The sequence below is a fragment of the Rahnella sp. RFA10(1/100) genome (assembly GCF_004195115.1).
GTDB classification, from domain to species: Bacteria; Pseudomonadota; Gammaproteobacteria; order Enterobacterales; family Enterobacteriaceae; genus Rahnella; species Rahnella perminowiae.
Genome location: NZ_SEWR01000007.1, coordinates 252,289 through 267,677 on the forward strand (window position 1 = coordinate 252,289; position 15,389 = coordinate 267,677).

General features: G+C 53.3%; 13 protein-coding genes and 1 riboswitch. Of the genes, 3 read left to right on the forward strand and 10 right to left on the reverse strand.

Annotated elements, in window-relative coordinates; genetic code table 11:
- Positions 1-139 precede the first annotated feature (139 nt).
- Positions 140-2,623, forward strand: a complete 2,484-nt coding sequence (gene plsB / locus ETV65_RS20010) for a glycerol-3-phosphate 1-O-acyltransferase PlsB (RefSeq protein ID WP_129954834.1) — start codon at positions 140-142, stop codon at positions 2,621-2,623.
- A gap of 99 nt (positions 2,624-2,722) precedes the next feature.
- On the opposite strand, the gene ubiA is transcribed toward plsB, so the two are convergent.
- The 4 genes from ubiA to pgi all read right to left on the reverse strand — a co-directional run bounded on the left by ubiA (position 2,723) and on the right by pgi (position 6,565).
- The gene (ubiA, locus tag ETV65_RS20015) at positions 2,723-3,589 is read right to left on the reverse strand and encodes a 4-hydroxybenzoate octaprenyltransferase (RefSeq protein ID WP_205951617.1); all 867 of its coding nucleotides are present in this window, start codon (positions 3,587-3,589) and stop codon (positions 2,723-2,725) included.
- Between the two features lie 41 nt (positions 3,590-3,630).
- Entirely contained in the window at positions 3,631-4,170 is a 540-nt protein-coding gene (gene ubiC / locus ETV65_RS20020; RefSeq protein WP_129954836.1) for a chorismate lyase, read from the reverse strand.
- A gap of 89 nt (positions 4,171-4,259) precedes the next feature.
- On the reverse strand, positions 4,260-4,667 hold the full coding sequence (psiE, locus tag ETV65_RS20025; protein WP_129954837.1) for a phosphate-starvation-inducible protein PsiE: 408 nt from the start codon (positions 4,665-4,667) through the stop codon (positions 4,260-4,262).
- Positions 4,668-4,918: 251 nt separating this feature from the next.
- Complete coding sequence (gene pgi / locus ETV65_RS20030) at positions 4,919-6,565, reverse strand: glucose-6-phosphate isomerase (protein ID WP_129954838.1); 1,647 nt, start codon at positions 6,563-6,565, stop codon at positions 4,919-4,921.
- A gap of 228 nt (positions 6,566-6,793) precedes the next feature.
- Positions 6,794-6,984, forward strand: a riboswitch (Lysine riboswitch).
- A gap of 106 nt (positions 6,985-7,090) precedes the next feature.
- On the opposite strand from pgi, the gene lysC reads away from it, so the two are divergent.
- Together lysC and panS are read left to right on the forward strand one after the other, a co-directional pair.
- Positions 7,091-8,479 carry a lysine-sensitive aspartokinase 3 gene (gene lysC, locus ETV65_RS20035; protein WP_129954839.1) on the forward strand — a complete coding sequence of 463 codons (1,389 nt, stop codon included), beginning with the start codon at positions 7,091-7,093 and terminating at the stop codon, positions 8,477-8,479.
- A 93-nt stretch (positions 8,480-8,572) separates the two neighbouring features.
- Positions 8,573-9,490, forward strand: coding sequence for a ketopantoate/pantoate/pantothenate transporter PanS (gene panS, locus ETV65_RS20040; protein ID WP_129954840.1), 918 nt, complete (start codon positions 8,573-8,575; stop codon positions 9,488-9,490).
- A gap of 66 nt (positions 9,491-9,556) precedes the next feature.
- Here panS and ETV65_RS20045 read toward each other — a convergent pair whose 3' ends face one another.
- Genes ETV65_RS20045 through ETV65_RS20070 form a run of 6 tightly spaced genes read right to left on the reverse strand, consistent with a single transcriptional unit; the run spans position 9,557 to position 15,347 of the window.
- Entirely contained in the window at positions 9,557-11,209 is a 1,653-nt protein-coding gene (locus ETV65_RS20045; protein WP_015699010.1) for a Na/Pi cotransporter family protein, read from the reverse strand.
- Positions 11,210-11,224: 15 nt separating this feature from the next.
- Entirely contained in the window at positions 11,225-11,881 is a 657-nt protein-coding gene (locus tag ETV65_RS20050; RefSeq protein ID WP_129954841.1) for an HAD family hydrolase, read from the reverse strand.
- The gene (locus ETV65_RS20055) at positions 11,878-12,870 is read right to left on the reverse strand and encodes an ABC transporter ATP-binding protein (RefSeq protein ID WP_129954842.1); all 993 of its coding nucleotides are present in this window, start codon (positions 12,868-12,870) and stop codon (positions 11,878-11,880) included. Before ETV65_RS20055 ends, ETV65_RS20050 begins: the two co-directional genes overlap by 4 nt.
- 2 nt (positions 12,871-12,872) lie before the next feature.
- Positions 12,873-13,658, reverse strand: coding sequence for an ABC transporter permease (locus ETV65_RS20060; RefSeq protein ID WP_129954843.1), 786 nt, complete (start codon positions 13,656-13,658; stop codon positions 12,873-12,875).
- 22 nt (positions 13,659-13,680) lie between these two features.
- Positions 13,681-14,523, reverse strand: a complete 843-nt coding sequence (locus tag ETV65_RS20065; protein WP_129954844.1) for an ABC transporter permease subunit — start codon at positions 14,521-14,523, stop codon at positions 13,681-13,683.
- Between the two features lie 26 nt (positions 14,524-14,549).
- Positions 14,550-15,347 carry an alkaline phosphatase family protein gene (locus ETV65_RS20070; protein WP_129954845.1) on the reverse strand — a complete coding sequence of 266 codons (798 nt, stop codon included), beginning with the start codon at positions 15,345-15,347 and terminating at the stop codon, positions 14,550-14,552.
- Between the last annotated feature and the right edge of the window lie 42 nt (positions 15,348-15,389).

Below are 15,389 nucleotides of genomic sequence, written 5' to 3' on the forward strand. Positions count from 1 at the left end.
TGAGTAAGTGATTCGGGTGAACGTCTTAAGCCAACACCCCTGCGGCTTGAAATAAGAAGGGTATTGCATCACCACAGATCTCATCTGAGCTTTCTGGTATCCTTGCGGCGAAATGGCTAACAAGAGGCTTCACGTTTTTATGTCAGGTTGGCGTAGACTTTATTACACATTATTGAATTTACCGCTCTCATTGCTGGTAAAGAGCAAGGTCATACCTTCAGATCCGGTTACCGAGTTGCATTTAGACCCGACGCGGCCGATTTTGTATGTATTGCCCTATAATTCCAAAGCCGATTTGCTGACGTTGCGTGCGCAATGTCTGGCACAGAATCTGCCTGATCCCCTTATTCCGCTGGAAATTGACGGAACCCTGCTGCCAAGCCATGTCTTTATTGCTGAAGGTCCGCGCGTATTCTCTTATTACACGCCGAAGCAGGAATCCGTAAAGCTGTTCCACGACTACCTTGATTTGCACCGCAATAACCCGGATTTAGACATTCAGATGTTGCCGGTGTCGGTGATGTTTGGTCGGGCACCGGGCCGTGAAGGTCAGGATGACACGCCACATCTGCGCGTACTGAACGGCATCCAGAAATTCTTCGCTGTGCTTTGGCTGGGGCGGGACAGTTTTGTCCGCTTCTCCAATACCGTTTCCCTGCGTTATATGGCGACGGAACACGGCACAGATAAAACCATTGCTCAAAAGCTGGCACGTGTGGCGCGGATGCACTTCTCCCGTCAACGTCTGGCCGCCGTTGGCCCACGTCTTCCGGCACGTCAGGACTTGTTCAACAAATTGCTGTCCTCAAAAGCCATTGAAAAAGCGATTGAAGACGAAGCCCGCAGCAAGAAAATTTCCCACGAAAAAGCCCAGCAAAATGCCATCGCCCTGATGGAAGAGATTGCCGCTGACTTCTCTTATGAAGCCGTGCGCCTCTCTGATCGCGTACTGAGCTGGACGTGGAACCGTTTGTACAAAGGCATCAATGTTAATAATGCTGAGCGTGTACGCCAGCTGGCGCTGGACGGCCAGGAAATTGTGTATGTGCCCTGCCACCGCAGCCACATGGACTATCTGCTTCTGTCTTACGTGCTCTATCATCAGGGGCTGGTACCGCCGCATATTGCCGCTGGCATCAACCTGAATTTCTGGCCAGCTGGCCCGATTTTCCGCCGTCTGGGCGCGTTCTTTATTCGTCGAACCTTCAAAGGAAACAAGCTCTATTCAACGGTGTTCCGTGAATATCTGGGCGAACTATTCAGCCGTGGTTATTCGGTGGAATACTTTGTGGAAGGGGGGCGTTCGCGAACCGGACGCCTGCTGGAGCCGAAAACCGGTACGCTGGCCATGACTATTCAGGCCATGTTGCGCGGTGGTTCACGCCCGATCACGCTGGTGCCAATTTACATCGGTTATGAGCACGTCATGGAAGTCGGTACGTACGCCAAAGAATTGCGCGGTGCGACCAAAGAGAAAGAAAGCCTGACGCAAATGCTTAACGGCTTGCGCAAGCTGCGCAACCTTGGCCAGGGATATGTGAACTTTGGTGAACCGCTGCATCTGACCACTTACCTGAACCAGAATGTGCCGACCTGGCGTGAAGCCATCGACCCGATCGAAGCACAACGTCCTAGCTGGCTGACGCCAACGGTACAGGACTTAGCAGAACAGATCATGGTGCGTATCAACAATTCAGCAGCAGCCAATGCTATGAACTTGTGTTGTACCGCGCTGCTGGCCTCACGCCAGCGTTCACTGACCCGTGAACAACTGACCGAGCAAATCGACTGCTACCTGCAATTATTGCGTAACGTACCTTACAACGCGGATTCAACGGTGCCGGATCTGACTGCCGATCAGTTGCTCGATCACGCGCTGAACATGAACAAGTTCCAGGTTGAGAAAGACAACATTGGCGACATCATCGTACTGCCGCGCGAACAGGCCGTTCTGATGACGTACTACCGCAACAACATCCATCATATGCTGGTGTTGCCGTCGCTGATTTCAAGCATTGTGATGCATCACCGTCAGGTCAGCCGCGCGGAATTACTGCGTCAGGTCGAACTGATTTATCCGATGCTCAAAGCCGAATTGTTTATGCATTTCGAGACGTCTGAGCTGCCACAGGTATTGGATGTTTTGACGCTGGAACTGGCACGCCAGCAAATCATTCATCTTGAAGATGATGAACTGACCCTTAATCCGGCGCGGATCCGTACCCTGCAACTGCTGGCGGCCGGTGTACGTGAAACGCTGCAACGCTACGCGATTACCTTCTCCCTGCTCACCAATAACCCAAGTATCAACCGTGGTGCGCTGGAGAAAGAGAGCCGGATTATGGCGCAGCGTTTGTCCGTACTGCACGGTATCAATGCCCCTGAATTCTTCGATAAAGCCGTTTTCTCGACGCTGGTCGGTACACTTCGCGCTGAAGGCTATATCAGTGACAGCGGTGATGCCATTCAGGAACAAACACGTGAAATTTATCTCATGCTCAGTGATCTGATGACATCAGACATCAAGCTGACCATTGAGAGTGCGGGTATGCCGTCTGATTTGCCGCAACCGACTGCGCCTCCGGCGGAGCCGAAGCTGGATGTGCGCGATACCAATCATTAACCGCCATTAGCGCCAGCCAGTGCTGGCTGCATAAAAACGCCCGGACTCTTTACGGAGGCCGGGCGTTTTTTTATGGGCGTTGAATCAGTTCAGGAATATTTACAACGTGAACCCTGACAGGCTCATCAGAATGCCGAGGAACAGCACCAGCCCGACATAATTGTTCTGGCGGAAAGCCAGGAAACAGGCATCACGTTCACGTTTGGCAATCAGCTTCTGCTGATGTACAAACAGCGCAGCAGCCAGCAGCAGCGACCAGTAAAACGGTGCACCGAGCTGGGAAAGATGGCCGACAATGCCCATCAGAACCAGCGTTGCCAGTTGCAGCAGGCCGATGATCAGCGTGTCAAAACGTCCAAACAGAATCGCTGTCGATTTCACGCCGATTTTCACATCATCGTCACGATCGACCATCGCGTATTGCGTATCGTAAGCCACCGTCCAGCAGATATTTGCCACGAACATTAACCAGCAACTGAGCGGCACACTTTCGCTCACCGCCGCATAAGCCATCGGGATAGCCCAGCCAAACGCTGCGCCTAAAACGACCTGAGGCAGATGACTGACGCGCTTCATGAATGGGTAAATCCATGCCAGCGCCAGTCCGGCCAGAGACAGTAAAATGGTCATGCGGTTAAGCAGCAGAACCAGCAGGAATGACACCAGCACCAGTCCGACGAATAATATTTTCGCCTGCTTGCCAGTGATCGCCCCGCTCGGCAATGGCCGTTGAGCGGTACGTTTTACATGACCATCAAATTTGCGATCGGCGTAGTCATTCACTACGCAACCGGCGGCACGCATGAAAAACACGCCCAGCACGAAGACCAGCAAAATCTTCGCAGAGGGCATTCCGCCACCGGCTACCCACAGCGCCCATAACGTTGGCCACAACAGCAACAATGAGCCGATCGGCTTATCAATACGCATCAGGCGGCAGTAATCACGCCATGTGCCCTGAGTCATACTTCCTGACACTCTTTGTTCTCCTGCTTGGTTAGTCTGACTCATTCCTGCTCCGCCTGGCTTTGCGGACGATGAACCGGTGAGTCCGGTAGGAAAATTTCGGTCAACAACAGCGGCTTGTCAGACAAGCGCAGGCGGGAACGGCGTGCCCATAACTCGCCCTGCTCACTGTGTAATTGACCCAGATGGATATAATCACGGGACAGATTATTGCCACTGAACAGGTAGCGGCCCAGCGGCACAGTCCCTAAATCGACCAGCGCCAGATCTGGCCCGGTCAGTGTTTCTTCAGGAATGACCGTGCGCCCCAGCAGCCACGGTTGTGCGTCACCAAACAATACGATTTCCCGGATCCAGTAACGGGCGCTTTCCGGCAACTGCTGCGCCTCGCTTTCACCCAGTTCTTCGCGGCTGACAAAACATTCGTTTTGCGGTTTCACGGTGACGGTCACACCCTGTTTTTCAAACCGGCGGGTCATGGATCCCATTTCCATCAGCCAGTCAGCCACATCCGCAGGCACCTGCGAAGGATCGTCAAACCAGTGGATCGGGGATTTTTCGGTGGAATGGGAATCAGACATCAATGGCTCCGTAATGAAGGTGTTCATACCTCCAATGAATTATCTGCCTCACATTCTAGCGTATGAATGCGAGGCAGTAATTGCCTCATTTATTCGCGACGCAGACGTTCGCCATTGGCCAGGAACAGCGTCACAACCAGCACCAGGATGGCGCAGGCGTAAACCAATGTGTCGTAAGGACTTTTGTGATCAACGATGATCAAACGGATGATCGCGGTGATACCGATGTAAATAAAATAGCGTAAAGGGAAATGATAGCCCGATGAAAAATATTTAATTATCAGGGCAATAAACTCAAAATAGAGGAAGTAAATCACAATCCCCTCGATGAGCAGATACGAGGACGACTGATCGTTATTCACGAACAGCACCATTGCTAAGTGGTAGGTTTCACGCCCGATAAAAATCATCAGGATTGCGGCCAGTCCTAATAAGAATATATTCAAAATTCGCTGCATAATGACGGATATCATTAATGCCCGCTTTGATCCTGCCATGTGATCTACATCCCACTTTTGTTATTAATACCCGCAGAATACCACAGAGTCAGCACAGGAAAAGCGCCATTAAAAAAGGGCCAGCCGGTGAAGGCTAACCCTTTTATTTTGACGTATAAAAACCTTAATGCCCTAAATCATTCGTGTTGCATCCAGGCGGCAACTGAATGAATCCCCGGGAGCATACACAAGTATGTGACCGGGGTTCATGAAGGCAGCCAATGCCGGGGCAGCGCGAAAGATAACGGGTATTAGCGCCAGTTTTTGAAGCGGTTGATCAGACCGTTAGTCGAACTGTCATGCCCGGTCACGTCTTTGTCATCTTCCAGTTCTGGCAGGATACGGTTTGCCAGCTGTTTGCCCAGTTCTACACCCCATTGGTCGAAAGTGTAGATGTTGAGGATCACGCCCTGAGTAAAGATTTTGTGTTCGTACATCGCGATCAACGCACCCAGGCTGTAAGGCGTGATTTCACGCAGCAGGATGGAGTTGGTCGGACGGTTCCCTTCGAACACTTTGAACGGCGCAACGTGTTTCACGTCTTCCGGTTTTTTGCCCTGATCGGCGAATTCTTTCTCGACAACGTCCAGAGATTTACCGAATGCCAGCGCTTCCGTCTGGGCGAAGAAGTTAGACAGCAGTTTCGCGTGGTGATCGCTCAGCGGGTTATGGCTGATGGCTGGCGCAATGAAGTCACAAGGGATGATTTTAGTCCCCTGGTGAATCAGCTGATAAAACGCATGCTGGCCGTTAGTGCCCGGCTCACCCCAGATGATCGGGCCCGTCTGGTAATCCACCGGATTACCGTTACGGTCAACGAACTTACCGTTAGATTCCATGTTGCCTTGCTGGAAGTAAGCGGCAAAACGGTGCATGTACTGGTCGTATGGCAGGATAGCTTCGGTTTCAGTGCCGTAGAAATCGTTATACCAGATGCCGATCAGTGCCAGCAGCACCGGCAGGTTTTTCTCAGCCGGCGTATTCGCGAAGTGTTTGTCCATTGCATGAGCACCGCTCAGCAATTGTTCGAAGTTATCGAACCCAACAGACAACGCGATAGACAGACCGATTGCTGACCACAGAGAGTAACGACCGCCGACCCAGTCCCAGAATTCGAACATGTTGTCGGTATCGATACCAAACTCGCTCACTGCTTTACCGTTGGTAGACAGCGCAGCGAAGTGTTTCGCCACGTGTTTGTTGTCGCCGGCAGTTTCCAGGAACCAGTCACGCGCGCTGTGGGCGTTGGTCATGGTTTCCTGTGTGGTGAAGGTTTTTGATGCCACCAGGAACAGCGTGGTTTCCGGAGACAAATCTTTCAGCGTTTCAGCGATATGCGTGCCATCTACGTTGGAGACGAAATGCATATTCAGATGATTTTTGTACGGACGCAGTGCTTCAGTCACCATGAACGGACCGAGGTCTGAACCGCCGATCCCGATGTTCACCACATCAGTGATGGCTTTGCCGGTATACCCTTTCCACTCGCCACCGATAACGCGCCCGGTGAAACCTTTAATTTTCGCCAGAACTGCGTTCACTTCCGGCATAACATCTTTGCCGTCCACGATGATTGGTGTGTTGCTGCGGTTACGCAGGGCTACGTGCAGAACAGCACGGTCTTCGGTGCGGTTGATCTTCTCGCCAGAGAACATCGATTTGATTGCGCCCTGAAGGTCAGTCTCTTTCGCCAGCGTCTGCAGTTTATCGAGCGTCTCTGCAGTGATACGGTTTTTAGAGAAATCGACCAGCATCTGGTCTTCAAACGTGGCAGAGAATTTGGAGAAACGATCACCATCTTCAGCAAACAGATGGCTAATCTGCACATCTTTCATCTTGTCGAAATGCTGCTGCAGGGCTTGCCAGGCAGCGGTCTGAGTTGGATTGATATTTTTCATAGCAATGCTCTTAGGCTGAGAATAAATATGAGGTAACTGTCCCGATTGTAGCCTGAAGTTCCCGGGAAGAGATGCCTTTTCTTGCGATAGGTCAGATCTGCTTAATCACAATGACAGAGAACAATATTAGATGAGAATCGCTCAAAATGTAGCGCATGCGCTGCCTGACCGTTGACAGACGGGCGATAAACGGCTATTCCTAAGCGCCTAACTCGCGCGCTCGGTGCGCGAGCCAGAAGAGGCGCGTCGCCCAGGCAGTGTATCGGAGGAGCCGAAATCCTACGAAGATACATCAGGGGGAGCGGCGCCGAGATCATAAGCCCGCGGCAGGCGAACGATCGACTACAGGGGCTGAATCCCCTGGGTTGTCACCGGAACACCCCGAAAGGGTGTCGGCTAGGTGGGGCGCTTCTGGGTGTATCGTAGTATCTCTACGCCTGCTCCCGTTTCCCGCTCTTCCCTTTGTGCCAATTCTTATGGAATCGATGGCCGTCATGGTATGACGACCCGGACACGAGGTTTTACATGAATCACGCAGTATCCCGCAACGCCAGTCAGCAGCCTTTGGGTAATGTCATCGTCGCCAAATTCGGCGGTACCAGCGTGGCGGATTTCGACGCAATGAACCGCAGCGCGGATATCGTGCTGTCGCGTCCTGAAGTACGTCTGGTTGTCCTCTCCGCCTCTGCGGGCGTCACCAATTTATTAGTCGAGCTGGCCGAAGGTAAAGAAACCGAACGACGGGTGTTCCTGCTTGATGAAATTCGGCGCATCCAGAGCGCCATCATCGACCGCCTCGATAATCCGACAGTGATCCGCGAAGAAATCGGCCGCATGCTGGAAAATATCGCTATGTTGTCAGAAGCGGCGAGCCTGGCGACATCTACCGCGCTGACTGACGAACTGGTGAGCCATGGCGAACTGATGTCTACTCTGCTGTTTGTTGAAATCATTCGCCAGCGTAACGTGCCGGTGGAATGGTTCGACGTGCGTAAAATTATGCGCACCAATGATCGCTTTGGCCGGGCGGAGCCAGATACTCAGGCATTAAACGAGTTAACCGTTCAGCAGTTGCAACCGCGCTTGCAGGACGCTCTTGTGATCACACAAGGTTTTATCGGTTCTGAAGGCAAAGGGCGTACCACGACACTTGGCCGTGGTGGCAGCGATTATACCGCCGCATTGTTAGGCGAAGCGCTGAGCGTTTCCCGGGTGGATATCTGGACGGACGTACCGGGGATTTATACTACCGATCCACGTCTGGTGCCGGCGGCAAAACGTATTGACCGTATCGCATTTGAAGAAGCGGCTGAAATGGCGACTTTTGGTGCGAAAGTTCTGCATCCTGCAACGCTGCTGCCAGCGGTGCGCCGCGGTATTCCGGTGTTTGTAGGCTCGAGCAAGGACCCGTCAGGCGGTGGCACCCTGGTGTGTGATACCAGCGATAATCCGCCGCTGTTCCGCGCGATAGCCCTGCGCCGCAGACAAACGCTGGTCACGCTGCACAGCCTGAGCATGCTCCATTCACGCGGTTTCCTCGCCGAAGTGTTTGGCACTCTGGCTCGTCACAGCATCTCTGTTGATCTGATCACAACGTCCGAAGTCAGCGTCGCACTGACGCTGGATACCACCGGTTCCACATCCTCGGGTGACAGCCTGCTGACCACCTCGCTGCTGACAGAATTATCCTCACTGTGCCGCGTGGAAGTCGAAGAAAATCTGGCACTGATCGCGATTATCGGTAACAAACTGTCACAGGCCTGTGGCGTCGGCAAAGAAGTCTTCGGCGTACTGGATCCGTTCAATATCCGCATGATTTGCTACGGCGCAAGTAGCTACAATTTATGCTTCCTGGTGCCGGGCAACGATGCCGATCAGGTTGTTAAAACTCTACACCGCAACCTATTCGAATAAGGACGGGCGCGGTATCTGAGAAGACCGGGCCACGTGCCCGGTCTTTTTTTTGTCTGTACTTTTGCAAAACAACAAAGACAAGGATCATCCTCAATGTTAGCCATAATAACCCGCCTGTTCCCGTTGTGGGCCGTGCTGTTATCCGTCGCGGCCTACTATTCGCCCGGCACGTTTACGCCGATCGGCCCGCACGTTTCTACCCTGCTGATGCTGATCATGTTCGCGATGGGCGTCACTCTCGAATTCGGTGATTTCAAACGCGTACTTTCCCGGCCCGGCCCGGTTGCTGCCGCTACTTTCCTGCATTATCTGGTCATGCCGCTGGCGGCATGGGTACTGGCAAAGCTGTTCCATATGCCCGCAGATTTATCGGCGGGGATGATTCTGGTTGGCAGCGTGGCCAGCGGAACTGCTTCTAATGTCATGATTTATCTGGCGAAAGGCGACGTCGCGCTTTCCGTGACGATTTCTGCGGTTTCCACGCTGGTTGGCGTTTTCGCCACGCCATTGCTAACACGTCTGTATGTTGATACGCACATCAAGGTCGATGTGGAAGGCATGCTGTTGAGCATTTTGCAAATCGTCGTCATCCCGATTTTAGCCGGTCTGATTATTCATCATCTGTTCACGAAAACCGTAAAACGCATCGAACCGCTGCTGCCGCTTTTCTCAATGGTGTGCATTATCGCCATTATCAGCGCCGTCGTGGCGGGCAGTCAGGGCTTTATCGGTTCTGTGGGACTGATCGTGATTGTGGCGGTTATTCTGCACAACGGCATTGGTTTACTGAGCGGTTACTGGGGTGGAAAACTGTTTGGCTTTGACGAAACCACCTGCCGCACGCTGGCGATGGAAGTCGGGATGCAGAACTCAGGCTTAGCCGCGACGCTGGGGAAAATCTATTTCACCCCGCTGGCCGCACTGCCGGGTGCATTGTTCTCGGTCTGGCATAATCTTTCAGGTTCTTTACTGGCCGGTTACTGGTCCGGCAAACCGGTCAAAAAAGACTGATGTCCAGACCGTAAAAAAACAGCAAAAAGAAACGGGCGCCTTCCTCAGCGCCCGTTTTTATTCGTACTACACCCGTTGCGCATCATCATTCGGTTCGCGCTGCTCGTCTTCCTGCTCATCCTGATCCAGCACGTTATACGCCACCGCACAGAACAGTGAGTTCAGACGTTTCATATCTCCCAGTAACCCGAGGTGGAGCGAACTGGTTTCAATACTCTGCACATTATGCTGATGCAAGCGATCAACATGGGCATGCGCGTAACGGCGGTCAAGAATGCGGAAGCGGTGTTTGGAACGTCGCAGACGGCGTGCGCTGGTGAGATCGTTTGACAGGAATACCCCCAAACTCAGACGCAGATTATCTTGTAATTTTTCATGTAAGGCATCCAGTTCCACCAAGCCTTCCGGCGAGAACGCGCGGCGCGTAGCGTGGGATTTGGCGGTGATATCGCCGGTCATACGTTCGATAATGTCACCGGCCTGTTCGAGGTTGAGCGCCATTTCGATAATTTCTGCCCAGCGGCGGGAGTCATCTTCGCCCAACCCTTCTTTATTGATTTGCGCCAGATACAGTTTGATGGCGGTGTACAACACATCAACGTCATCGTCGAGACGCCGCACTTCGCGATCCTGCGCCAGTTTACCGTGCATCACTTCCCGGTTGAGGATCAGCATATGTTCGACCACGTCGCCCATGCGCAAAGTCTCGCGGGCGGCATTGGCCAGCGCCAGCGTCGGTGTATCTATCGCGCTGACGTCAAGATGACGCGGGCGCAGACGCGGATCATCTTCCGGCACATCGGCAATCATCATCTGGCAAATCTTCGCCATCGGCGCAGTCAGCGGCACCATTGCCAGACAACGGATCAGGTTGTAGAACATGTGAAAATAAATCACCAGTTCCTCATCCGGGATCCCAAGCCGCGCCAGTTGGGTCGACAACGGTCCGACAAACGGCAGCACAATCACTAAACCAATCAGTTTAAACAACGTGCTGCCGAGCGCGACCCGGCGACCGGCAGCGTTCATTTTACTGGCGTTAATCATCGCCAGCAGCCCGCTGCCAAGATTGGCACCGATGACCAGACACAGCGATACTTTAAGCGAAATCACGCCGGTTGCGGCAAGGGTTGCGGTCAGCAACACAGCAGCCAGACTGGAATAACTGATGATGGCAAACACTGCGCCGGTCAGAGCATCGAGCAGTACATCACCCGTCAGTGAGGAGAATAAAACTTTCACGCCGGAGGCCTGCATGATCGGTGTTGCTGCGCCCACAATCAGTTCCAGCGCCAGTAAAATCAGACCCAGTCCGATACCGACGCGGCCCATTTGCCCCGCGCGGGTTTGTTTACGGCTGAGGAAGAATGCAACACCGACGAAAATCAGCAGCGGAGAAAGCCAGGAGAGATCGAAAGTCAGGATACGCGCCATCACGGCGGTCCCGACATCTGCACCGAGAATAATCACCAGTGCCGGCGCCAGTGCCACCAGCCCCTGCGATACAAACGACGTGACCAGCAGCGCGGTAGCATTACTGCTTTGCACCAGCGCAGTTACGCCAATCCCCGCCACAAACGCCAGCGGTTTTTTCTCGACACTGTTACTCAGAACACGGCGCAGATTGGCGCCAAAGACGCGCATGATGCCGGTACGCACGATGTGCGTACCCCATACGAGCAGAGAAATAGCAGACAACAGATGCAAAAGGGTTAACACGAAAAAACAGCTCCATTAACGCCAGGCATAGACCGGCCATCCTGCCTGCCGGGCGTGCTGGAGCAGGATGGCGTCCGGATTCACCACCACAGGCTGCCCAACGCGGGTCAGCAACGGCAGATCATTATGGGAATCCGAATAAAAACTGGCTGATTGCAACAGGGATTCGTCCTGATTGATGAGTTCAAGTAACCGCGAAACTTTGCCTTCGCGGTAAGTCATCGTCCCCTGTGTGGCGCCGGTAAAGCGCCCTTCTTTGATTTCAACACCAATCGCCAGCGTTTCATCAACACCAAGGAAACGGGCAATTGGCTGCACCAGATGTTCACCGGACGCGGAAATAATCACCGTCCGGTCGCCCTGTGCGCGGTGAGCAGCCAGACACTCACGCGCCTGCGCGTAAACACGCGGGGCAATCACATCCTGAATATAATTCGCGACCATTGCCGCGACATCACGTTGACGGCGGCCGGACAGCGGCACCAAAGTACAACGCATGTACTCCTGCATATCCATCTGGCCGGCAGCGTATTGCTGCATCAGTGCGGCATCTTGTTGCAGGAAAGCCTGTTCATCGGCCACCCAGCCATTGGCCACCATATAGGCTGACCACAAACTCGAACAGTCGCCGCTAATCAGGGTTTCATCGAGATCAAACAGCGCCAGTTTCATGCAACTTCCCGTAACGTAACAAGATCTAACTGTAGACCAATATCGCTGCCATCGGCACGAAGTGAGGCCACAGAGCGGTTTAAGACATCCACAGAAAGCTCAACGCCGTGCGCTAAAATGCGATAACGCACGACGTTACCGAGCAGGCTGTGGCTGATAATTTTAGCCGGAATGCCTTCAGTCAGTTCACACATCGTGACCGACTCCGGCCGGATGGCGACGCGACCGGTATAACGTATGCCGGTCAGCGCCATCGCCTGTTCAGGGCTTAACAGATTGTAACTGCCGATAAAGCCTGCGGCGAACGCATCCACCGGTTCAGTATACAGGGTTTCGGCGTCAGCATTTTGGACGATTTGTCCTTTGTTCATCAGCACAATCCGATCGGACATGGTCAGCGCTTCTTCCTGATCGTGTGTCACGAAAATCGCCGTCAGGTTCATTTCACGCTGAATACGGCGGATTTGCTCACGCAAATGCTTACGGATACGGGCATCGAGCGCGGAAAGCGGTTCATCAAGCAACAACAGACGCGGCTGTGTGACCAGTGAACGCGCCAGCGCCACACGCTGACATTGGCCACCGGAAAGCTGATGCGGATAACGTTTGGCATAGTCGTTCATTTCCACCAGTTCCAGCACTTCACCGACGCGGCGATGCAACTCGGAAGCCGGTATCTTTTGCATTTTCAGGCCGAATGCGACATTAGCTTCCACGGTCATATTCGGGAACAACGCGTAACTCTGGAAGACCATACCTATACCGCGCTGCTGCGGCGGCAACGGCACAATATCCTGCCCCTGTATCAGAATTTTTCCGCTGTCCACCGACGTCAGCCCTGCGAGACAGCGAAGCAGTGTGGATTTCCCACAACCGCTGGGTCCCAGTAGCGTGACGAATTCACCCTCTTGTGCTGAAAAATCGATGTTGTTGAAAATTTGCGTCGGGCCGTAAGACTTATTGAGTTGAGTAACCTGTAAATACGACATAATCAGCGCTTTCCTTTGTTCAGGATGTTCGCCACCCAGGTGAAAATCAGGACGACCATGAAATAGGAGATGACCAGTGCGCTGGTAAAATGGCCGCTGCCATTGCGCATGTTATAGAGGTAAACCTGAACCGTTTCATAACGGCTGCCTGCCAGCAGGTTAGCGAATACAAATTCCCCGATCAGGAAGGAAAACGACAGCAGGACGGCAATCATTCCGCCTTTACGTAAGTTCGGTAAAACCACCAGCAGTGCCGCTTTCCAGGTGCTGGCCCCGAGCAGGTGCGCCGCATCCATCAGGTCACGCAGGTTGATCGCCTGCATGTTGTTGGAGATGGCGCGATAGATAAACGGCAGCGCGATGGTGAAGTAACAACCGATCAGGATCCACGGCGTGCCGGTCAGCGCCAGCGGTTCAGCGGAATAGAGTTGCATCAGACCGACCGACGACACCACGGGTGGCACGGCGAACGGCAGTAAGATCAGGATATTCATCAGCGCATCAAGCTTTGGAAAATAGTAAGCAATCACAAACATGAGTGGCAGGATCAGCACCAGCGAGAGGAAAAGTGTGCCAAAACACACCAGCAGCGAGTGCCAGAGCGCAATCAGGAAACGCGGATCACTCCACAATTCCACCAGCCATTTGAGCGTAAAGCCGCTCGGCAATATAGTGGCACCCCATTCCAGCACCAGCGCATAGACCAGCGTCGCCAGCAGCGGCAACATCAGGACAATCAGTAAAATCCAGATCACCACACGGTGGTAAATCGCTTCAGAGCGCGACATTTTACGTTCCTTTTTTTGCCCGTCAGCTGCGCTGACTGAGATAACTTTTACGCAATAACCACTGATGGATCAGCGTGATAAAGGCCATCAGCACCACCAGCAACATCGCCAGCGCGCTGCCCATGTTCGGATCGAGAGAAATATCCCCCGAGACCAACGCCGCGATACGCACCGGCACCACGTTAAAGTTACCGGTGGTCAGCGCATACACCGTGGCATACGCGCCAAGGGCATTGGCGAGCAAAATCACGAAGGTACCGAGCAAGGCCGGGAACAGCACCGGAATACCAATATGACGCCAGTAACGCCAGCGTCCCGCGCCCAGCAAGGCTGCTGACTCGCGCCAGTCCTCCCGCAGCGCATCAAATGCCGGATACATCAGCAACACGCCGAGCGGGATCTGAAAATAGGTATAGAGGACAATAAGCCCGTCTTTCGAATAGAGGTCGAAGTGTTCCATCAGGCCATATTTTTTCAACAGCAGCGTCAGGCAACCATTCAGGCCAAGCAGGATCACGAAGGCGAAGGCCAGCGGCACCCCGGCAAAGTTGCTGGTCATGTTAGTGAACGACATGACAAAATCGTGCAGCTTTGTCGGGCCTAACTGGCGAAGTGAGTAACTGCCCACCAACGCGATAAGCAAGCCGTATAAACTCGACCAGATGGAAATATCCAGCGAGAAACGCATAGCCTGTAAATAGAACGGTGATGTCAGAATATCGGTGTAATTGCCCAGTCCCCAGGCTTCATACGTCTCACTGTAAAAACTGCTCACCGCAATCCATGCCAGCGGCGCCAGCTGAAAAGCGATGAAAAACACCAGAAATGGCAGCATAAACAACGCCGCAATCCACTTAGCTTTCATCGGGTATCCTCTAAAAGTGACGGGATTCAGGCCAGTAATGCCGAGCAATGTGGCTTATCGTGGGCAATATTAAGGATCTGACAAACGGTTCCGCACAACTCGGTCTGCAACGGTGCGGCCTCTTTGAAGCTGAACGCACTGCCAAAAACGAACAGCGGCACCTGACGCTCCTCCGGCAAAATCCCGCCGTGACTGCGGTCATCATTCATGCCGTGATCCGCGGTCACGATCACCTGATAACCGGCATCCAGCCAGTCACCCAGATAGCGTGACAGGATGCCGTCTGCGATCCGTGCTTTGTTACGATATTGCGGTGTCGACAGGCCGAATTTATGCCCGGCATCATCAATGTTCATCGGATGGATCAGCAGGAAGTCGGGATCATGACGACGTCGCAGGCTTTCGGCATCATCGAACAAATGCGAATCAGGATAACTGTCGTCGTAATAGAAATGACCGTGCTGGATAGCCAGCGATTCATCACTGGTGTGACGATCACGCGGCGGGTCAAATGGTGTGCGGTTGTACAGCTCGCTGACCCAGTGATAAGCCGCCGCAGCCGTCGTCAGACCGGCGTCGCGGGCATAGTGAAAAATACTGCGTTGTGTCGATAACCGGTCAACATGGTTATGAACGATGCCACTCTCCACCGGCGTGATGCCGGTGAGAATGCATTCATAAAGCGGTCGGGACAGCGAAGGCAATTCGCATTCCAGTTGATACAAGCGGCCACGTCCTGCGGCACACTGCGCCTGTAAATAACCCATTGTGTCGTTGCCGACCTGATAATTCAGGCCGTCGAGAACTACCAGAATGCTTTTCATTACATGTATGCCTTTCATTTCTTACAGGTGTTGTCATTAACC